The 21,619-nt window shown below is 52.4% G+C and carries 19 protein-coding genes; 7 read left to right on the top strand and 12 right to left on the bottom strand.

Annotated elements, in window-relative coordinates; genetic code table 11:
* Positions 1-114: 114 nt before the first annotated feature.
* The 4 genes from ppiB to purK all read left to right on the top strand — a co-directional run bounded on the left by ppiB (position 115) and on the right by purK (position 3,025).
* The gene (ppiB, locus tag EOS97_RS16340; protein ID WP_000255991.1) at positions 115-609 is read left to right on the top strand and encodes a peptidylprolyl isomerase B; all 495 of its coding nucleotides are present in this window, start codon (positions 115-117) and stop codon (positions 607-609) included.
* A 2-nt stretch (positions 610-611) separates the two neighbouring features.
* Complete coding sequence (gene lpxH, locus EOS97_RS16335) at positions 612-1,334, top strand: UDP-2,3-diacylglucosamine diphosphatase (protein ID WP_000212284.1); 723 nt, start codon at positions 612-614, stop codon at positions 1,332-1,334.
* Between the two features lie 117 nt (positions 1,335-1,451).
* Positions 1,452-1,961, top strand: a complete 510-nt coding sequence (gene purE / locus EOS97_RS16330) for a 5-(carboxyamino)imidazole ribonucleotide mutase (RefSeq protein WP_000098736.1) — start codon at positions 1,452-1,454, stop codon at positions 1,959-1,961.
* The gene (gene purK, locus EOS97_RS16325; protein ID WP_000815597.1) at positions 1,958-3,025 is read left to right on the top strand and encodes a 5-(carboxyamino)imidazole ribonucleotide synthase; all 1,068 of its coding nucleotides are present in this window, start codon (positions 1,958-1,960) and stop codon (positions 3,023-3,025) included. The genes purE and purK overlap by 4 nt, the downstream gene beginning before the upstream one ends.
* 40 nt (positions 3,026-3,065) lie before the next feature.
* On the opposite strand, the gene EOS97_RS16320 is transcribed toward purK, so the two are convergent.
* Genes EOS97_RS16320 through EOS97_RS16305 form a run of 4 tightly spaced genes read right to left on the bottom strand, consistent with a single transcriptional unit; the run spans position 3,066 to position 7,717 of the window.
* Entirely contained in the window at positions 3,066-3,959 is an 894-nt protein-coding gene (locus tag EOS97_RS16320) for a carbamate kinase (RefSeq protein WP_000855345.1), read from the bottom strand.
* A gap of 3 nt (positions 3,960-3,962) precedes the next feature.
* Positions 3,963-4,772, bottom strand: coding sequence for a DUF2877 domain-containing protein (locus EOS97_RS16315; protein ID WP_000821191.1), 810 nt, complete (start codon positions 4,770-4,772; stop codon positions 3,963-3,965).
* Positions 4,773-4,783: 11 nt separating this feature from the next.
* Positions 4,784-6,043: a DUF1116 domain-containing protein gene (locus tag EOS97_RS16310; RefSeq protein ID WP_000495330.1), complete on the bottom strand. Its 1,260-nt coding sequence runs from the start codon at positions 6,041-6,043 to the stop codon at positions 4,784-4,786.
* A 9-nt stretch (positions 6,044-6,052) separates the two neighbouring features.
* On the bottom strand, positions 6,053-7,717 hold the full coding sequence (locus EOS97_RS16305) for an acyl-CoA synthetase FdrA (RefSeq protein ID WP_000580905.1): 1,665 nt from the start codon (positions 7,715-7,717) through the stop codon (positions 6,053-6,055).
* Positions 7,718-8,032: 315 nt separating this feature from the next.
* Here EOS97_RS16305 and allD point away from each other — a divergent pair, with 315 nt between their 5' ends.
* From allD to allE, 3 genes are read left to right on the top strand one after another with little or no spacing between them, the layout of a single operon-like run.
* On the top strand, positions 8,033-9,082 hold the full coding sequence (allD, locus tag EOS97_RS16300) for an ureidoglycolate dehydrogenase (RefSeq protein ID WP_000703936.1): 1,050 nt from the start codon (positions 8,033-8,035) through the stop codon (positions 9,080-9,082).
* A gap of 21 nt (positions 9,083-9,103) precedes the next feature.
* A complete protein-coding gene (gene allC, locus EOS97_RS16295; protein ID WP_000589764.1) occupies positions 9,104-10,339 on the top strand; it encodes an allantoate deiminase in 1,236 nt (411 codons plus the stop codon).
* 10 nt (positions 10,340-10,349) lie between these two features.
* Positions 10,350-11,135 carry a (S)-ureidoglycine aminohydrolase gene (gene allE / locus EOS97_RS16290; protein WP_000540988.1) on the top strand — a complete coding sequence of 262 codons (786 nt, stop codon included), beginning with the start codon at positions 10,350-10,352 and terminating at the stop codon, positions 11,133-11,135.
* 79 nt (positions 11,136-11,214) lie between these two features.
* Here the strand turns inward: allE and glxK are convergent, their stop codons facing one another.
* The 8 genes from glxK to gcl all read right to left on the bottom strand — a co-directional run bounded on the left by glxK (position 11,215) and on the right by gcl (position 21,595).
* Complete coding sequence (gene glxK / locus EOS97_RS16285; RefSeq protein WP_000706337.1) at positions 11,215-12,363, bottom strand: glycerate 3-kinase; 1,149 nt, start codon at positions 12,361-12,363, stop codon at positions 11,215-11,217.
* Positions 12,364-12,385: 22 nt separating this feature from the next.
* Positions 12,386-13,684: a uracil/xanthine transporter gene (locus EOS97_RS16280; RefSeq protein WP_000484505.1), complete on the bottom strand. Its 1,299-nt coding sequence runs from the start codon at positions 13,682-13,684 to the stop codon at positions 12,386-12,388.
* Between the two features lie 58 nt (positions 13,685-13,742).
* Positions 13,743-15,104: an allantoinase AllB gene (gene allB, locus EOS97_RS16275; protein ID WP_000006865.1), complete on the bottom strand. Its 1,362-nt coding sequence runs from the start codon at positions 15,102-15,104 to the stop codon at positions 13,743-13,745.
* A gap of 78 nt (positions 15,105-15,182) precedes the next feature.
* Positions 15,183-16,637, bottom strand: a complete 1,455-nt coding sequence (locus EOS97_RS16270) for a putative allantoin permease (RefSeq protein WP_000401064.1) — start codon at positions 16,635-16,637, stop codon at positions 15,183-15,185.
* A gap of 95 nt (positions 16,638-16,732) precedes the next feature.
* Positions 16,733-17,980: an MFS transporter gene (locus tag EOS97_RS16265; RefSeq protein ID WP_000005070.1), complete on the bottom strand. Its 1,248-nt coding sequence runs from the start codon at positions 17,978-17,980 to the stop codon at positions 16,733-16,735.
* Positions 17,981-18,045: 65 nt separating this feature from the next.
* Positions 18,046-18,924, bottom strand: a complete 879-nt coding sequence (glxR, locus tag EOS97_RS16260) for a 2-hydroxy-3-oxopropionate reductase (protein WP_000765809.1) — start codon at positions 18,922-18,924, stop codon at positions 18,046-18,048.
* 100 nt (positions 18,925-19,024) lie between these two features.
* Entirely contained in the window at positions 19,025-19,801 is a 777-nt protein-coding gene (gene hyi / locus EOS97_RS16255; protein WP_000943591.1) for a hydroxypyruvate isomerase, read from the bottom strand.
* A 12-nt stretch (positions 19,802-19,813) separates the two neighbouring features.
* A complete protein-coding gene (gcl, locus tag EOS97_RS16250) occupies positions 19,814-21,595 on the bottom strand; it encodes a glyoxylate carboligase (RefSeq protein WP_001096886.1) in 1,782 nt (593 codons plus the stop codon).
* Positions 21,596-21,619: the final 24 nt, after the last annotated feature.

The following is a 21,619-nucleotide window of genomic DNA, read 5'->3' as shown; positions in this document are numbered from 1 at the left end:
CCTTGAAGCAGCACACTTTGCAAGGTGATCGCAGCTTACGGTTATGCTATAACAAGCCCCTATATGTGCCCCATTGCGGGCTAAAGCACCACTCTCTTGGAACAGGATGCAAAAATGGTTACTTTCCACACTAATCACGGCGATATCGTAATCAAAACCTTTGATGATAAAGCGCCTGAAACAGTTAAAAACTTCCTGGACTACTGCCGCGAAGGTTTTTACAACAACACCATTTTCCACCGTGTGATTAACGGTTTTATGATTCAGGGCGGCGGCTTTGAGCCGGGCATGAAACAGAAAGCCACCAAAGAGGCGATCAAAAACGAAGCCAACAATGGTCTGAAAAATACCCGTGGTACGCTGGCGATGGCGCGTACTCAGGCACCACACTCGGCTACCGCGCAATTCTTCATCAACGTGGCAGACAACGACTTCCTGAACTTCTCCGGCGAAAGTCTACAGGGCTGGGGCTACTGCGTCTTTGCGGAAGTCGTAGAAGGTATGGACGTGGTAGATAAAATCAAAGGCGTCGCCACTGGCCGTAGCGGTATGCACCAGGACGTACCAAAAGAAGACGTCATCATTGAAAACGTGACCGTCAGCGAGTAATCGTGGCGACACTGTTTATTGCAGACTTGCATCTGCAAACGGAAGAACCGGCGATCGTCGCCGGTTTTCTGCGTTTTTTAGCCGTAGAAGCCCGTCAGGCCGACGCGCTGTATATTCTTGGCGATCTCTTCGAGGCCTGGATTGGCGACGACGACCCCAACCCGCTACATCGTGAAATGGCCGTTGCCATTAAATCGCTGGTTGATTCCGGCGTCCCCTGCTTCTTTATTCACGGTAACCGTGATTTCCTGATTGGCAAACGCTTTGCCCGCGAAAGCGGCATGATTCTACTGCCGCAGGAAAAAGTGCTAGACCTGTATGGCCGCAATGTGTTGATTATGCACGGCGATACGCTCTGTACCGATGATGCCGGATATCAGGCGTTTCGCGCCAAAGTCCATAATCCGTGGGTGCAACGACTGTTCCTTACCCTGCCGCTGTTTATCCGCCGCCGTATCGCCGCCAGAATGCGCGCCGGCAGTAAAGCCGCCAATAGCAGCAAATCGCTGGATATTATGGACGTCAATGCGCAGACCGTCGTCGCCGAAATGGAAAAACACCGCGTACAGTGGCTGATTCACGGTCATACCCACCGCCCGGCGGTGCATGAACTTTCCGCCAACGACCAGCCCGCATTCCGCGTGGTGTTAGGCGCATGGCATCATGAAGGTTCAATGGTAAAAGTCACGCCGGACAACGTTGAGTTAATCGCCTTCCCCCTGTAAATGTTCGCCGAATCGTCCGTTACGGCGCACACGCAACCGTTTTCCTTGCCTGATTATCATGCTATTCTCTGACACCTCAAAAGCAGCGTGTCCCGCACCACAGGAGTTTTAAGACGCATGTCTTCCCGCAATAATCCGGCGCGTGTCGCCATCGTGATGGGGTCCAAAAGCGACTGGGCTACCATGCAATTCGCCGCCGAAATTTTTGAAATTCTGGATGTCCCGCACCATGTAGAAGTGGTTTCCGCCCATCGCACCCCCGATAAACTGTTCAGCTTCGCCGAAACGGCGGAAGAGAACGGATATCAAGTGATTATTGCCGGCGCGGGCGGCGCGGCGCACCTGCCGGGAATGATTGCGGCAAAAACGCTGGTCCCGGTACTCGGCGTGCCGGTACAAAGCGCTGCGCTCAGCGGCGTGGATAGCCTTTACTCCATCGTGCAGATGCCGCGCGGCATTCCGGTGGGTACGCTGGCGATCGGTAAAGCCGGTGCCGCTAACGCCGCCCTGCTCGCCGCGCAGATTCTGGCGCAACACGACGCGGAACTGCATCAGCGCATTGCCGACTGGCGCAAAGCGCAAACCGATGAAGTTCTGGAAAATCCCGATCCGCGGGGGACGCTATGAAGCAAGTTTGCGTTCTCGGCAACGGACAACTGGGCCGAATGCTGCGCCAGGCGGGCGAACCGCTGGGTATCGCCGTCTGGCCGGTTGGTCTGGATGCAGAGCCTACCGCCGTGCCGGTACAGCAGAGCGTCATTACCGCAGAGATTGAGCGCTGGCCCGAAACCGCGCTTACCCGCGAGCTGGCGCGTCACCCGGCCTTCGTCAATCGCGATGTATTTCCGATCATCGCCGACCGTCTGACACAAAAACAGCTTTTCGATAAACTGGGACTCGCGACCGCGCCGTGGCAGCTGCTGACCAGCGCCGACGAGTGGTCCGGCATCTTTGACCGTCTGGGTGAACTGGCGATTATTAAGCGTCGCGTTGGCGGCTACGACGGTCGCGGGCAGTGGCGTCTACGCGCGGACGAAACCGGGCAACTGCCGGATGACTGCTATGGCGAATGTATTGTTGAGCGCGGTATCCATTTTTCCGGCGAAGTGTCGTTAGTCGGCGCGCGCGCTCATGACGGCTGTACCGTGTTTTACCCGCTAACGCACAATTTGCATCAGGACGGCATCTTGCGGACCAGCGTCGCGTTCCCACAGGCGAACGCCGAACAGCAGGAGCAGGCGGAATTGATGCTGTCAGCAATTATGCAGGCGCTGAACTATGTCGGCGTAATGGCGATGGAATGTTTTATCACGCCGGAAGGCCTGTTAATCAATGAACTGGCGCCGCGCGTACATAACAGCGGACACTGGACGCAAAATGGCGCCAGCATCAGTCAGTTTGAATTGCATTTGCGCGCGATTACCGGCCTGCCGTTGCCCGCGCCGGTGATTAACGCCCCGTCGGTGATGATCAACCTGATCGGCAGCGAGCTGAATTACGACTGGCTGAAGCTGCCGCTGGTACATCTGCACTGGTATGATAAAGCGGTACGTCCGGGGCGAAAAGTCGGCCATCTGAATCTGACCGACAGCGATACGTCACGTCTTAGCGCCACCCTGGAAGCGCTCTCTCCGCTCCTGCCGGGCGAATACGCCAGCGGCATTATCTGGGCGCAAAGTAAGCTTAAATAAACAGCGTGGGCGGCGCATTCTCTGTCGCCGCCCGTCGCGATCACAGACAGATGCAGGTTCCCGCTCTGCCCGCCAGGGTATCGTCAATACGCGACAATGCGCCAATCCATGCCGGCTTTCCGCACCGCTTCACATATCCGCTTACCGCGGTCACCTTCGGTCCCATCGCGCCATCGGCTTTGGCAAACGGCGCCAGCTCATCGGGCGAAGCCTGACGAATAGCGCGCTGTTGTGGCGTTCCCCAATGTTCATACACCGCATCAGCATCCGTCAAAATGATCAGACCATCGGCCGCTATCTGCTCCGCCAGCAATGCCGCCGCCAGGTCTTTATCTATCACCGCCTCGACCCCTTCGCCCTCGCCGGCAACAGGTACCCCGCCACCGCCGCTGCAAATCACCACATGGCCCTCTTTTAGCAATAACTCAATAGCGGCGCTTTCGATAATTTGACGCGGCGCCGGGGAAGCGACGACACGGCGCAGATATTTTCCATCACGTTTCATACGCCAACCATAAGTCGCTTCCAGCGCCATTTGCTCTTCTGGCGAATAAACGGGACCAATAAACTTTTCCGGTTCAAGAAAAGCAGGATCGTCCGCCGATACCTTTATTCGCGTTAATACTGTAGTCACCGGCGGCATATCGGGTTCAAGCGCCAGACGCTGCGCCAGCATATAGCCGATCATGCCCTGACTTTCCGCCACCAGCACATCCAGCGGATAAGGCTCAACGGCTTTCCAGGCAAGGTTCTGTAAAGCCAACAGGCCGACCTGGGGGCCGTTGCCATGTACTATCGCCAGCCGATACGAGCGGGCAAGTCGCGCCAGCGCAGGCACTGCGTCGGCAATATTGCGATATTGATTCTCTGCCGTTAGCGCTTCTCCGCGCTGCAATAATGCGTTGCCGCCAAGAGCAACTACCAACGTTTTCATTCCCTATCCTTTTACTATTTGTTGTCCAAGCCAGAACCCCAGCAGCGTATCCGCGCCCGAGGTGTGCCCCAGCGCCAGCAGTCCGTCAATCGCCGTTTCTGTGCGAGCATCTCGTCGCAGCGCATGAATAAAGTGGAGTAAAGGCGACGCGAAATAACCCATAGCCGCATAGCGTAAATAACTGACGCTCACGAGCGTCGTCGCCCGATCAAGGCTGCCGGATTGGGCAAAAAAATTACGCCCGGCGCGTTCATCTATGGCGCCAAAATACCAGGCCGCCAGCAACATTCCCGTCAGCGTGTCGTCATGACTGGGCGTTAAGCCCGGCCCTTTACCCAGCCATAGCCGCCAGTCAGTCGCAGCACCTGCAAGCGCCGACTGAAAGCAGTGACAAAACTGGCGAAGTTCCGGACATAGAGGCTGAGCTGCGGCGACGGTTAACGGCCCAAACAGCCCCGTCTCCTCACTACGCTGCATGTACGTCGCGTTAAGACGCGGCGACGCAAGATAGCGTGGAACCCGCAGCGAACAGCGCCTCTCCGGCTCGCATAAAAGAAACTCGCCAATCTGAATACCGGCAGCGGTTGACTGCGGTTTTTCGCCATCGGTGAGCACATCGCGCAAGGCGTCAAAATCGCCGCCGCGCAGTATCCACCCTCCCGGACTGAAGCCGCTCCCCCGACGGTGAAGCGTTAATAACTCACCGCTTTTCGCCACAAAATTAATAGAGCGACGCCATACCCCTGACATCTGCCAGGGTTGCCGATAATCCGCCGATTGTCGGCTTGCCATAAGAGGATGGATACGTTTCATGAGACGCTCTCTTAACTTACGCCCATGCTTTCCGCCAGCGCTTCCAGCGCCTGCTCGAAACAGGCCAGCGGCGCACGGACGGTTCCCGCGCCAATCTGACCAATTCCCGCCTCTTTATGCGCGATACCCGTGTTAATCAGCGGCGTAATTCCGGTCTCGACCACGCGGCGGATATCCAGCCCCAGACAGGCCCCCTGAAAATCCCAGCCGGGGATTTGTAGCTGCATGTTGCGTTCGAGATAAATTTCAGCCATCTCTTCAGAAACAGATTTCGCCGCTTCCATTCCCCCGGCACCGACAAAACGCGTTACGCCAGGCGCGGCAATCATCGCAGCGCCGCCAATACCAAACGTTTCAGTAATGGCGCTGTCGCCCATGTCCGGGTTGGCCTGATCCTGCGAAAAACCGGTAAAAAATAGCCCCTGTGGCGTATTAACAGGCGCGGTGAACCAACGGTCGCCCAGACCGCTAACCCGAATGCCAAACATATCGCCATTGCGGGTCATCGCCGTCACAATACTGCCGGCGCGAATCTGCGCGCCCGCGTCCATGGCGGCTTTACAGTAGGCCATCGCCAGATTAAGGAAGAATTGATCGGTGACGCTCAGAAAATCCATCACTTCCGCTATCTGCTGCTTATCGTGTTCCAGACGGGCGATATGCGGCGCCAACGTGCGCATCAGCAATGCGGAAGAGGCGATATTGCGCTGGTGGAATTCATCTCCCATCGTAATGCCCTGCGCCATCATTGCGGTCAGGTCGAGGCCCCGCTCCAGACGTCCCAGCGCCGCGCTTAATACCGGCATCAGCACATCGCGCATCCAGCGCAAACGTTGCTGAACATCCTCGCCATAGGCGCCGAAACGCATCACTTTGCCGATCCCTTCGTTGAGATTGCAGTACGCGCGATTGCCATCGGTGATATTTTCCACGACCAGCATCGGCATACTGGCTGACGTAATACCGCCCATCGGCCCCACGGCGTTAACGTGATGGCAGGGAATAAAGTTGACCTTTCCCTGCTCTAACAGCGCGAGCGCGCTCATTTCATCTTTGGCCCATCCTTCAAACAGGCATGCGCCGATACAGGCGCCTTTCATCGGGCCGGTCATCTCTTGCCAGCGCATCGGCGGGCCGGCATGAAGAAGCGTTTTCCCCTGATTGAGCACGCTAATTAATGAAGAAGCTGGCTTCACATCCAGCCAGTGCGGACGTGCGCGACGAATTTGTTCGATGACTGCAGCGTTGGCTTGCGCCACTGATGTAAACATGGGAACCCCTTATTGCAAACGTTCTAACAGACGAGCCAGTTTTTTATTACCGCCAGCGACAGGCGCCCACTGGTAGTGCACCACGGGCATACCGGCAGCCTGTAAATCCAGCGCGAAGCTACGTAACCCGGCATTAATCACCGCTACCGCTTCCAGTAACCGGGGAGCTGATGGATGAGTTGAAGAGAGGGTTGGTCGAATCAGTTCCGCGGCCAACAGAGTGGCTTCGGGAAGAGAATCCACTACCGTGATGCCGGCATCTTCGAGCGCGGCGATTTGTTGCGAGCGGCACTGAGGATCGCGTTCCGTTCCGGTGACGGTTGCGATGGCGAACAGCGGCTGGTCGCTGGCGCGTGCGGCACATGCCTTCTGCCAGGCCTGAATCAGCGATGCGGCGGGATCGGCAGTCGCGCCAAAACCAATAACGACGTCCACTAATAACACGCGTACCTGCGGCTGTGCGCCAAGCCCGGCGATAAGCTGATTACGTAACGCCGGGTCAATCATCGGATGTGGTCGCCCAACGGTATAAAAGTCATCGCCCAGATCGATAATCTGGTGGCCGTCAGCGTCAAGCATCATGCCATGGTGATGTTCCGTATCCGCCGCGACGCCCAGATAGCCGGCCAGCAGCCCCGCCGCTTCCGCCGCCAGCGTTCCGCCGGTATAGAGGCCACGAATCACGCCGCCTGTTGAAACCATTTCTTTACGCTGCGACGTCACGCGAGACAATAAACATGCCAGCCGGGCGGCTTCATCCAGCGTCGAGGCAAACCAGACGTTTTCCTCACGCGCAACGAGAGAGGAAAACCCTAAGAACAGCGCTACAACGGGTTTCCCGGTGGCTTTCATCGCCGCGATAATATGCTGACGAACCGCATCGGCAGGCGGTTTGGAGACAAAGGCCAGCACCTGGCTCTTTTCATCCGCGCTGAGTATGTCCAGTGCCGTTAGCGCGCTGATCCCGCCGACCTCGGCGCTCAAATCGCGTCCGCCAAGCCCGATGGCATGGGTAATCCCTTCCCCCGCCAGCGCAATCTGTGAACAGAGCTCCTGAATACCGGTGCCGGAAGCGCCAATCACCCCGATGTTGCCCTCTGGCATGACGTTAGCGAAAGCCAGCGGCGTATTGGCGATCATAGCGGTGCCGCAATCCGGCCCCATGACCAGCAGTCCTTTATCACGCGCCCGGCGTTTTAGTCTGATTTCATCGTCCAGCGTGACATTATCGGAGAAGATCATCACGTTCAACGAACGATCCAGCGCCTGCTCTGCCAGTTCCGCCGCATATTCGCCGGCCACCGATACCAGCGCCAGATTCGCCTCTGGCAGTTTCTGACAGGCGCTTTCCCAGCGTCTGACCTGGATTAACGACTGGCTGCCGCTGCTTCCCTGCGCCAACTGCTGCAATGCTTCTTCGAGCTGTTGCACAATCACCTGCGTAATGCCGTCATCTACCGCTTCGGTACGAATCGCCACGCAAATGTCATTGGGCGTAGCGCCATGAAAATCGTCATGCCAGAAACCGGTAGTTTCCAGCAGCGACTTATTCGCAGGCGTTCCCATCATTACCGATACATCATCAACATTTTCGGACTCACTCAGCTTTCGAGAAATAATCATTAAGCTGACAGAGTCCTGAAAACACCCTTTTTTAATAAAGGCGTGGATCATAACAACTCCTTAATAATTGCACCCATTGCAATTGCACGAGCAGTGTTAATGTGCGCTTCACGGTATATATCCGGGAGGGTAAATAGAGTGATTAACGTCACATCAAATTTATTAACAAAAGAATTCAAACAACGGCTAAAGGATTAGTTATGATTTTCTAAAAAAGCTTTTTATTTAAGCAAAAAGATAAAACCCGCCTGATTATCAAATAAATTCTAATTATATTTTTTTGCCTGTCTGGATCACATAATCATTTTATTTTCCCGGTATGTTAATCGCAGTCATGCTTCACACCGTCGTTAAAAAGGAAGACAGATGAAAATCAGTCGGGAAACACTCCATCAGCTTATCGAAAATAAGCTTTATAAAGCCGGACTAAAACGTGAGCACGCCGCCATCGTCGCCGACGTACTGGTTTATGCAGATGCCAGAGGTATTCACTCACATGGCGCCGTACGCGTTGAATATTATGCCGAACGAATTTCAAAAGGCGGCACCAACCGGGAGCCGACGTTCCGCATTGAGAATACCGGTCCCTGTACGGCGATACTGCATGCCGATAATGCTGCCGGACAGGTCGCAGCCAAAATGGGAATGGAGCATGCTATTGAAATAGCCAAAAAAAATGGCGTCGCGGTTGTCGGCATTAGCAGAATGGGCCATAGCGGCGCCATCTCTTATTTCGTCCGCCAGGCTGCTCGCGAAGGCCTGATCGGTCTGTCTATCTGTCAGTCCGATCCTATGGTCGTGCCGTTTGGCGGGGCGGATATTTACTATGGCACTAATCCGCTGGCCTTTGCCGCGCCGGGCGAAGGCGACGACATCATTACCTTCGATATGGCCACCACCGTGCAGGCCTGGGGAAAAGTCCTCGATGCACGGTCCCGCAATGAGTCCATTCCGGAGAGTTGGGCCGTCGATAAAAATGGCGCGCCGACACATGATCCTTTTGCCGTCAATGCGTTATTACCCGCCGCAGGCCCGAAAGGTTACGGCCTGATGATGATGATCGATATTCTGTCCGGTATTCTGCTGGGGCTGCCGTTTGGCCGCCAGGTCAGTTCGATGTATGAAGATTTACACGCCGGACGCAATTTAGGACAACTTCATCTGGTCATTAATCCGGCGTTCTTCTCTTCCTGTGAATTATTCCGCAAACATATTAGTCAGACCATGCAGGAACTCAATTCCGTGAAGCCCGCCCCCGGTTTTAAACAGGTTTATTATCCTGGACAGGATCAGGATATTAAACAGAAAAATGCCGATATGAATGGTATCGATATTGTTGATGATATTTATCAATATCTGATTTCCGATGCCCTCTATCTCAAGTCATACGAAACAAAAAATCCCTTTGCCCAATAATTATTGAAACAGGAATTTTCTATGATAAAGCATTTTCGCCACGCGATAGAAGAAACATTGCCCTGGCTCTCTTCCATTGGAGCCGATCCTACGGGTGGAATGACGCGTTTACTTTATTCGCCTGAGTGGCTGGAAACACAGCAGCAGTTTAAAAAGCGAATGGCAGAAAGCGGTCTGGAGACACGCTTTGATGACGTCGGAAATTTATATGGCCGCCTTTGCGGCACACAATTTCCGGAGCAGGTGATTTTAAGCGGTTCGCATATTGATACGGTCGTCAACGGCGGCAATCTGGACGGGCAATTCGGCGCGCTTGCCGCCTGGCTGGCGCTCGACTGGCTAAAAGCGACCTACGGCGCGCCGCTGCGCACCGTCGAGGTAGTATCAATGGCTGAGGAAGAAGGCAGCCGTTTCCCTTACGTTTTTTGGGGCAGCAAGAACATTTTTGGCCTGGCGAATCCTGAAGAGGTACGCCATATCCAGGACGCCAAAGGCACAGGCTTTGTCGACGCTATGCAGGCGTGCGGATTTATCCTTCCCGCCGCGCCGCTCGCCGCGCGAACCGATATCCGCGCCTTTGTTGAATTGCATATTGAGCAAGGCTGCGTTCTGGAGAGCAACGGACAGTCGATTGGCGTCGTCAACGCCATCGTCGGGCAACGTCGCTACACGGTGACGCTCAACGGCGAGTCCAACCATGCAGGCACAACGCCAATGGGCTATCGTCGCGATACGGTGCATGCCTTCAGTCGTATTTGCAGTCAGTCCATTGAAAAAGCCAAACAGCATGGCGATCCCCTGGTATTAACGTTCGGCAAAGTTGAGCCGCAGCCGAATACGGTCAATGTTGTCCCTGGAAAAACCACATTTACAATCGATTGCCGGCATACGGACGCCGCGGTACTTCGCGAATTTACCGAACAGTTGGAAAACGATATGCGCGCCATCTGCGATGAAATGGATATCAGCATCGATATCGATTTGTGGATGGACGAAGCGCCGGTGCCGATGAACGCCGAACTGGTCGCGGCCCTCACCAGGCTGTGTGAAACCGAACAACTGAACTATCGCATAATGCATAGCGGCGCAGGTCATGACGCGCAAATTTTCGCGCCGCGCGTCCCTACCTGTATGATTTTCGTCCCCAGCATTAATGGTATCAGCCATAACCCGGCGGAACGTACCAACATTAATGATCTTGCTGAAGGGGTCAAAACTCTGGCATTAATGCTGCATCAACTTGCCTGGCAAAAATAAGGAGCCATCAATGGGATATCTGAATAACGTCACGGGTTACCGCGATGATTTACTGGCGAACCGCGCCATTGTGAAACACGGTAACTATGCGCTCTTAACGCCGGACGGTCTGGTGAAAAATATTATTCCCGGCTTTGAAAACTGTGACGTCACCATCCTTTCGACGCCGAAGCTGGGTGCTTCTTTCGTCGATTATCTGGTCACCTTACATCAGAATGGCGGCAACCAGCAGGGCTTTGGCAGCGAGGGGATTGAAACTTTTCTCTATGTCATTACGGGAAATATTGAAGCTAAAGCAGAAGGAAAAACATTCTCTTTAACCCAGGGCGGATACCTCTATTGTCCACCGGGCGAGATGATGACCTTTAGCAACGCTCAAACGGAAGACAGCCAGCTATTTTTATATAAACGCCGCTATACTCCTGTCGAGGGGCATGCCCCGTGGTTGGTTTCCGGCAATGCCAACCAGCTGGAGCGTATTCATTATGAAGGCATGGAAGATGTTATTCTGCTGGATTTCCTGCCTAAAGAGCTGGGCTTCGATATGAATATGCATATTCTGTCTTTCGAACCGGGCGCCAGCCACGGCTATATTGAAACCCACGTCCAGGAACATGGCGCTTATATCCTTTCCGGCCAGGGAGTTTATAACCTCGACAACAACTGGGTGCCGGTGAAAAAAGGCGACTACATCTTCATGGGCGCTTATTCCCTGCAGGCCGGATACGGTGTAGGTCGTGGCGAAGCATTCAGCTACATCTACTCCAAAGACTGTAACCGCGACGTTATGATTTAACGGCGGGCAGCCCTCCTGATTATTTTTAATTTAGCTATGTTGGATTTTGCCACGGTGAGAACCGTGGCTTTTTTTATGCTTAACGAGTCCCGATATTCTGGCCAAGTTTGATGACGCGGGCAATATTACAGGCGCTGTGGTAGAGATTTTGTTCACCGTTCGCCAGAACTTCCGGCAAAGGCGCCAGCCGCGGCAAAATACTGAATACGGCATCAATACCGTGGCGATGGACCACTTCCACGCCGTCGCCCAGTACGCCGGCAATGCCGATAACCGGGACGTGATGCCGTTTCGCCACTGACGCAACGCCTATCGGCGCTTTTCCTCCCGCCGTTTGCGAGTCGATTCGCCCTTCTCCGGTAATCACCAGCGAGGCCTCTTTTACCGCCTCCTCCAGCTTCACCGCCTGCATAACAATCTCAATACCGGGCTTCATTTCCGCTTCCAGGAAGACGATAGCGGCAATCCCCATTCCTCCGGCCGCTCCACCGCCCGGTATTTGAGACATGTCGCGTCCGGTCAGGGCATGTAAGACACGGGCATAATTACGCAATCCATTTTCCAGCGTCTCGACCATTTCAGGCGTCGCCCCTTTCTGCGGACCGAATACCGCCGCCGCGCCGCGTGGCCCCACCAACGGGTTATCAACATCACAGGCGACCTCAATACGACACTCTGAAATTCGCGGATCGCACCCCTGCAGGTCAATGCTCGCCAGGCGCGATAAATTGCCCCCTCCGGCGCCAAGCAGCATTCCCTGCGCGTCCAGAAAACGCACACCGAGCGCCTGCGCTACTCCCATTCCGCCATCCACCGTGGCGCTGCCGCCGATACCCAGAATAATATGGCGAATCCCCGCGTCCAGGGCGTGACGAATCAATTCGCCGGTGCCGAAACTGGATGCCAGCAGCGGATTACGCGCCTCTGGCGCCACCAGCATCAATCCGCTCGCCGCCGCCATTTCAATAATCGCCGTTTTGCCGTCGCCGGTCAGGCCATAAAATCCGTTTACTTTTTCCCCCATCGGCCCACTAACGTCCACAGAAACCCGTTTCCCGCCGGTCGCAGCCACCATCGCATCCACGGTTCCTTCTCCACCATCGGCGATCGGTAAACAGACATAGCGCGCATCAGGAAATACGGTTGAAAATCCCGATTTAATAGCCTGACAGCATTTATCAGCGCTTAAGCTCTCTTTAAATGAATCTGGCGCAATTACAATCTTCATTATGTCTCCTTGTTTTCTCACGTTATTTAATGCGTTCCCACGGAATAAGATTTTCCATAAGCACTGCCAGTAAGATTCCCACCAGTAATCCGTTACTAAGCAGAGGACGAATCATCAGTGGAAGATCCTGTAAATAGACCGGAGGAAGCCCCATCAAAAAAATGCCGACAAAAAGCGGTAATGCCAGGCGATAAATATTCCGCGCGGTAAACGTAATTTGCTGGCTAAAAACCAAACCGGAATAAAGTAAAGGTAAATAAGAGACCAGCATAACGGCGCTGCTGATCGCCAGTGGAATAGCGCAAAATAAGCGGGTTAACGGCGTTATAATGGCAACCAGCAGACACAGCGCGCTACCGCAGATAAAGGATTTGCGAGAACTGTCGCCGGTTTGCGTTAATAAACCAATGGAAGACACAAAAGGCGAAAAAGGCACGACCGCAAAAGGCACCGTCACTAACGTCATCAGTCCGGAAATCATAAAGCTTCGGCGATAACGAGAACTGCCCGACCCTTGATGCAGATAAAAGATATCGGTACCGCGGATGGCGCCGTAAGTGTTGCTGATGTTGACTAACCCCGTCATCACCGCCGTCACAATAATACCCGGCATCAGCGTGCCGTGGCTGCCCAGCGGAAACCATCGCCAGCTTAATTCACCCGGCGGTAAGTGTGATGAAGGAAAACATAACCGCCATAGCCCCCACCCGACCACGGTCCCTACCAGTAACGCGTAACGGGAGATACGCTGTTGCAGGAAAATAATCATCGCGAGGATAAAACACATCACCGCGACCGCCAACCCAAAGGGGGCCAATTTGATTCTGGCGCTGGTATCGGCAATGCCAAAAGGCAGCCCCAGCATGCCTTTAAAAAATATTGAGGTCAGCTGCGCGCCCAAAAGCAGCATGAAAAAAACCATTACCGCCGGCGTAAACAGGCGAGCCAGACGGTGTCCTAACCCGCTAATGCCGATAAATATCGTCACCATCGCGGAGATCGCGATCCCGACCGACAGGCTGGAGGCGATATCGTTCAACGGCGTGCCGCGAGACGCCTCGCCAAGCGTAATCGTAAGAATAGCGCCCCACCACAACCCTGTCGGCCCTTCCATAATGGCGCGGCGATGGCCGCAAAATGCCTGAACCAGGCAGGCCAACGCGGTGGTCAAAAAAGCGTATTGTGTGAGCATTAACAGGTTATCAGCGGGAAGATGAAAAGCGGACAGCAAGGTAGGGGGAACCACAACCGTGTTACAGAAAATAAAGAAAAACCACTGAAAGCCGGACAATACACTTTCGCGGTTAATAACAGGGAACATATCCACACCTTAAAATAGAGAATGCCCGTCGTGACGACGGGCATTAAATCACACCGGATTACTGCTGATGTTTAAGGATAAACTGACCTTTTGGCGGCACAGGGAAGCCATGCTCGATGTCATAAATAACATCGCCGCGCAAAATCGTTTTGGTAATACGCGCGCCAATAGTACGGCCAACATACGGACTGACTTTATGGCGATATTCCAGATCTTCATTTTTCAGAACATAGCTGCTGTCAGGCTGAATAAAGACCAGGTCAGCATCTTTGCCGGGAGCAATACGTCCTTTATGTTTCAGACCAAAAATATCGGCGGCGTTGGTCGCCATTAATTTGCCAAACATCGGCAACGACATACCGCGTTTTTGCACCGCTTCATCAAACATGACGTCCATGCAGTTTTGCAGTCCGGCAATTCCGCCCCATGCTTGCATGATATTGCCTGCTTTCATTTCCGGAGGGCATGGAGAGTGGTCGGATACCAGGCAGTCGATTTCGCCGTTAAACAGTTTTTCCCACATCCCTTTCTGGTTTTCCTGGTCGCGAATTGGCGGAGAACATTTTGCCAGGGTGCCAATCTCTTCGAACTGATCGGTATCGAGGACAAAATAGTGCGGGCACGATTCACAGGTGACATCCTGGCCTTCCTGACGCGCGCGCGTTACTTCCTCTACCCCCTCCGGGCTGCTGATATGGCAAACGTGCAGACGGCAACCTGCCGCTTTCGCCAGATACAGCACGCGACGAATGGCTTCCACTTCAGTAAATACCGGACGTGAGGCGACATAATCATGCGCCGTTACGCGACCTTCGCGTTTAGCTTCTTCGCCCAGCTCATCGCAAATCAGAGCATTTTCGCAATGTACCAGTACCGTCTGGTCCATCTCCCCCAGTTTCTGCGCGCCTTTGTAAAACTGCCAGTCATTAACGTCGCGAAAATCATTATCGATGCCACGATCGCCGCAGGTGGCGACAAAGCACTTGAAGCCGACAACGCCCACTTCGTCCAGCTCATGCAGCCGATCCAGGTTATAAGAAACCAAACCGCCCAACTGCGCGGCGTCGATGGTCAATTTACCTTTTGCCGCGTCAAACTTGAGTTCAATCGTCTCACGATCGACCGTCGCCGGCAGCTGATTGAGCGGCATCTCAATCATCGTGGTAATACCGCCTTTCGCCGCCGCGCGGGTACCGGTTTCATAGCCTTCCCAGTGGGTACGGCCCGGTTCAGAAATGTGGGTATGCGCGTCAACCATGCCCGGCGAAACGATCAATCCCGTCGCATCCAGCACATTTTTCGCTTCCCCCAGGTTCTCGCCAATCGCGGCGATTTTTCCGCCCTGGACGGCGATATCGATAACTCTCGCTTCGTTTTCTAAGATGACAGTACCGTTCTTAATAATTAAATCAAAAGACATAACAAACTCCTTGTATGGATACAGATAGTTTTTAAATAGCGCACACTTCATTAAATACGCTTAATGCTTTTTCAATATTTAACCTGCGAGTTTTTGCTCTCCTGTATTTTCAAAACCCGTGCGTTTCTTCAATAGCGCATAAGCAACGAACGCAACTATTACGCCTACAAACCAGGACACGCGGGATAAAGGCTCCATAAATGGTATAAACTTGCCGCCTAATGACAGAATGACTGCGACCAGGGTGACTGAAAATGCAGTCAGGTTAAATCCATTATCATAATATTTGTAATCACCGCTGGCGGTGTACAGCTCATCAAGATTAATTTTTCCACGCATTACCACAAAATAATGAGCTAACATTACGCCGATTACCGGGCCAAGCATACCGCCGATAATATCGAGGAACAGATAAATACTGTCCTGATTCTCCATTAATTTCCATGGGCAAATCAGTAGACTGATAATACTGGCAATCATTACGCCATTTTTATAGTTAAGCTTTGTCGGGGCAAGCGCCGCAATTTGATACCCCGCAGGTATAATATTACCGGTGGCGTTGGTTGAAATTGTCGTCATCAGAATCACCAGCACCGCAAAGAATGAAGCAAACAGACTGTCCCAACGCTGCACAATATCCAGCACGTTCCAGGTATCCATACCATAATGAATACTGGCTCCGGCAATAATGCACACGCTGGCTACGGCGAATAATATATACGCTACGATAAGCCCCAGCGTTTGTCCCAATGCCTGAGCGCGAAATGAATGCGCGTTTTGCGTGAAATCGGACGCGCTCACCGCTGGCGCTGCCCAGACGGCGACTACGGCGTTAATCACCACCAGGAACAGAAAGCCGCTGTGCTCTGCTTTTTGCACGCCTGAAGGCAGATAGTCCAGAATCGGGCCAATGCCAACCAGCGATATTGCCCAAATAGCCATGCCGCCAAAGACAATGTAAATACATGGATTGAGGATAGCGGTAAATTTATTTAATACTTTACCACCGCCAAAACCGATGCCAACGTTAATAATCCAAAAAATTAGAAAAGTAATTAGTCCTGGCAGTGAAAGACCCAGCAGCTTGAAATCTCCGCCTAATGTCAGAAATCCTGGCCAGATCTTCCCAATCAAAATAAGAAATGCCAGCGATCCCGCGTAACACTGTAAGCCGAACCACATAATTGCCGCGATTCCCCCTCGCAATAATCCAGGGAATAGCGCGCCGCGGACGCCGTAAGAACCTCGCAATATCATAGCAAAAGGAACGCCATATTTGCTGCCTGCCGCGCCATTCATTACCATCGCCGCCGCAATAAATAATGCGCTGATAATAATGGCCAACATGATATTAAATGTTGATAGCCCCAGTATAAAAAAACCGCCGACCATAACGTAATTTGGCACGTTATGTACAGATCCCATCCATAAGGTGAAATAGTTAAATGCCTTCCAGTTTCGTTGGGTTTCTGTTTTAGGTAATAAGTCTTCGCTATAACCGCGCTGCTGGTATAGCTCTCTTTGATGTTCCATAAATCCCTCTTTTCACGCATCGGATAACGTTGTTATGGGTTTAGCTATGAGGAACAAATAAATATAAAATAAAGAAACAGTAGATATAATTATTTTTAAGCTGAAGCAATACGTTGTGTTGCTTTCTTTTTATATAAAGTGACGACAGCAAAGATCAGCGTTCCGGTGACCACTAAACATGCTGAAATCACAAAACTGATCTCCTTCGACCCCGTTACATCCGAAATAAATCCGGTCAACGTTGGGGCGACAACCGCCGAGCTCATGCCAAAGAAATTAAAAAGGCTGAAAGCTCTTCCCAGACTTTTTGCCGAAGCCTGTTCAGATACAAAGGAGATCAGGATCGGGTCTACTGCCATTTTCCCCAGCAAGCCGTATAGCGTCAGGCTGACCATCAGCATCGTGGTATTCGGGGACAAAACCGTAAACGCCAACATTGCCGCCGCCACAATTTCCAGACCGAGAATAACCTTAACTTTACTGTTACGGAATTTATCTGACAGATGGCTAAAAAATAACGCTCCCGGTACGCCAACCACCGCTACCAGCGCTGATGCCAGCCCGATAGCTCCGCCATCAAATCCTCTTTCAGTCTGGAGATAAGAGGGCAGCCAGGTCACTATCAAATAATAACCGTAGCAGGTACAGAAATAGAGGAAGTAAACGCTACACAATAAACCAGAGAATAAAGGCGCGCGTTTCTCATCTTCCGTAACGGTTTGGGTTTGCTTTTCCGCTTGCGCAGAGTCGCTTTTGGCTTTACCGCGAATGATCAGCGTAAAGACGCACAGCATGATTACTAATATCGCGGCCACGATATACAGTACATTTTGCCAGGCCATGCTCATGTTTTTTACTAATACGCTGGAACCGATTAAGCCAATCCCCATCCCTATAGCCGACCCGCTGTTGATAATCGCGTTGGCTAATGCCCGACGGGCCTGCGGCACGTTTGCCGAAGAGAGTGAATAAGCCGAGCTAAAGAAAGAAGCGCATCCGCCACCTGCCATTAGCGACCCTATATAGATCATGGTCAGGCCATTGGCTTTCGCGATACAGAGTGTACCAATAATAAAAAGCGTAAATCCGGCCATCAGCATGATTTTTTGACCGAATTTATCGACCAATATTCCGCAAGGGATTTGCATACTGCAGTAAGCAAAAAAGTAAAAACTTGCAATGGCGCCTATTTCAGCATTACTTACATTGTCTAAAGATGCCTGAATTTCTGGATAAATTGGCGTAAGCACGGTGCGATAGATCCAAATCGCTACCCAGCCCAGACTCATTACGACAACAATTTGTTTCCAGTAATCAATCCCGGATTTTTTAGTTTCACTCATGTTCTTCACCTTTACAGAGTGTTCCTTGTGAACAGGTATCGCTGCAGCCGCAGCGATACACATAATTAGGACAATTTATGATTGGCCATTAATTCCAGCGCCTGTACCATTGCCGAATGATCAAGCTGGCTCCCGCCATTTGCCGCACAGGTATTGAATAATTCCTGGCAGGTCGCCGTATTCGGTAAATTCAGCGCCAGCGCTTTTGCGCTTTGCAATGCAAGATTAAGGTCTTTCTGATGAAGCGCGATTTTGAAACCAGGCTCGAACGTCCGGTTGATCATCCGCTCGCCGTGAACTTCCAGAATGCGTGAAGAGGCGAACCCGCCCATTAACGCCTGGCGCACGCGTACCGGATCGGCACCTGCTTTTGAAGCAAACACTAAGGCTTCAGAAACCGCTTCAATATTCAGCGCAACAATAATTTGGTTAGCCACCTTACAGGTTTGCCCATCCCCATTGCCGCCCACCAGGGTGATATTTTTTCCCAGGATGTCAAAGAGCGGTTTAACGCGGTCAAAGACTTTTTGCTCGCCGCCGACCATAATCGACAGAGTGCCTTCACGCGCCCCGATTTCTCCCCCGGAAACCGGGGCATCCAGGTAATCAGCCCCCATTTCATTAACGCGCTGGGCAAAAAGTTTGGTTTCGATAGGAGAAATAGAACTCATATCGACGATGGTTTTTCCCTGAAGCGATGTTTTAGCGCAACCGTGTTCGCCAAATAACACGTCTTCAACCTGCGGCGTATCCGGCACCATTATGAAGATAATGTCTGCAAATTCAGTTACCTGACGTGCAGTCTCAACATTTACCGCCCCCAGCGAGAGCAGTTCGTCCGCGACCGGACCAATAGTCGTAACGTGTAATTGATGACCGGCGCGTGCCAAATTGATAGCCATTGGCGAGCCCATAATTCCCAGGCCAATAAATCCCAGTTTCATATACAACCTCTTTTATTGCTTTCGGTGTTTCCAGATTCAGGCAACACAATCCCCTTCCAACACAGTGGAAAAAAAAGCGCTGCCTGAATTATTCTGCGTTTTAACGGTACTGATTAATCCACGATAATCCCGCTTCCGTGGTAGTCAGTGGTTTATATTCACAGCCAACCCAGCCATCATAACCAGACTGTTTAATGACATTAAAAATAAAGTCATAATTAATTTCCCCAGTCCCCGGCTCGCCGCGACGCGGGTTATCAGCAATCTGTAAATGGCCTATTTTATCGGCCCATGCCGTCATGGTTTGCGTTAATTCCCCTTCCATGCGTTGCATGTGATAAATATCATACTGAATTTTGATATTATCGCTGCCGATATCCTTAATTAATGCTAACGCCTGTTGAGTGCCGGTGAGATGGAATCCCGGCATATCAAAGTGATTAATAGGTTCGATAAGTAATAAAATGTCTTCTTTCGCCAGCATATTTGCCGCATAGCGCAGGTTTTCGACCAACGTGTCGTGGATCTCCGTTGCGGAGAATCCTGACGGCGTTTTACCCACCAGACAATTTATTTTCTTATTACCTAACGCACGTGCATAGCGGATTGCGGCCGCTACGCCATCGCGAAACTCTTCTTCGCGCCCAGGAATACAGGCAATTCCACGTTCGCCAGCCGCCCAGTCGCCAGCCGGTAAATTATGTAACGTATGTTCCAGATTATTATCCCTGAGCTTACGTTTTAACACTTCGATATCGTTATCGTAGGGAAACATGAATTCCACGCCGCGAAATCCCGACAACGCCGCTTTATCAAAGCGTTCCAGGAAATCATATTCCGTAAACAGCATAGAAAGATTGGCAGAGAAACGTAACATCGATTACCTCCCTTACTCATATTTCATAAAACAGGTTTCTGTTGGCGCATCTTTCGCACTATCCGCAACCTCTTCAAACTCGGTTACGTTATCCAGTTCGCTGCCCATGGAAATATTGGTTACGCGTTCCAGAATGACTTCCACCACCACCGGAACGCGATATTGCGCCATTAGCGCTTTGGCTTGTTCAAATGCAGGCGCAATATCTTCCGGTTTAAAGACACGAATTGCTTTACAGCCTAACCCTTCCGCCACTTTTACATGGTCAACGCCATAGCCATTCACTTCGCTGGAGTTGATATTTTCAAAGGCGAGCTGTACGCAGTAGTCCATGTCAAATGCGCGTTGCGACTGGCGAATCAGACCAAGATAAGCGTTGTTAACCAGCACATGGATATACGGAATGTTAAACTGCGCGCCGACGGCTAACTCTTCAATCAGGAACTGGAAGTCGAAATCGCCGGAAATCGCCACCACATTGCGTTGCGGATCGGCAGCACAAACTCCTAATGCCGCCGGGATTGTCCAGCCAAGAGGCCCCGCCTGGCCGCAGTTGATCCAGTGTCTGTCTTTAAACACATGCAGCATCTGCGCTGCCGCGATTTGCGACAATCCAATGGTGGTGACATAGCACACATCGCGACCAAAGGCTTTGTTCATCTCTTCATAGACGCGCTGCGGCTTCACTGGCACGTTGTCAAAGTGGGTTTTACGCAGCAAAGTCCGTTTACGCTGCTGGCATTCGTCCACCCAGGTTTTCCGGCATGGCAAACGCCCCGCTTTTTGCATCTCCTGCGCGACATCGATCAGCAACGTTAGCGCCGCTTTGGCGTCCGAAACGATGCCCAGATCCGGACACAACACGCGGCCAATTTGCGTTGGTTCAATATCGATATGGATGATTTTTCGCCCCTGAGTATATTTCTCAACGGACCCCGTATGACGGTTGGCGAAACGGTTACCGATGCCAAAAACCATATCGGATGCCAGCAGAGTGGCGTTGCCGTAGCGGTGTGCCGTTTGCAGACCGACCATCCCCGCCATTAAGGGGTGATCGTCCGGGATACAGCCCCAGCCCATCAGAGTAGGGATCACCGGTACGCTGGTCAGTTCGGCAAACTGCTGCAGCAGTGGCGCGGCGTCGGCGTTAATAACCCCGCCGCCCGCGACAATTACCGGACGCGCGGACTGAATCAGCATCTCCAGCGCCTTTTCAATCTGTACGCGGCTGGCGGCTGGCTTATATACCGGTAGCGGCTCATACATATCCGGATCGAATTCGATCTCCGCAACCTGGACATCAAACGGTAAATCAACCAGCACAGGACCTGGGCGGCCTGAGCGCATCAGATGAAAAGCCTGTTGTAATACGCGCGGCACCAGCGCCGCCTCACGAACCGTCACTGCCATCTTGCTGACTGGTTTTGCAATCGCTTCAATATCGACTGCCTGGAAATCTTCCTTGTGCAGACGCGCTCGTGGCGCCTGACCGGTAATGCATAAAATCGGGATAGAGTCGGCAGAAGCGGAATAGAGTGCGGTGATCATGTCGGTTCCCGCCGGGCCGGAAGTGCCCAGGCAGACCCCAATATTACCTGCCGCCGCACGTGTGTAGCCCTCAGCCATATGCGAAGCGCCTTCCACATGACGCGCCAGTATATGGCGAATGCCTCCATGCTTACGCATTGCAGAATAGAAGGGGTTGATTGCAGCCCCAGGAACGCCGAATGCTGTGGTGACACCTTCTTTTTCCAGCACATACATTGCCGCATCCACGGCTCTCATTTTTGCCATTTTATTGCTACCTCTTTTTATTGG

Origin of the sequence: Salmonella sp. SSDFZ54 (assembly GCF_004010735.1) — a bacterium.
Lineage (GTDB): Bacteria > Pseudomonadota > Gammaproteobacteria > Enterobacterales > Enterobacteriaceae > Salmonella > Salmonella enterica.
The sequence above is the reverse complement of the archived record's forward strand: the minus strand, read 5'-3'. Positions and strand labels throughout refer to the sequence as shown.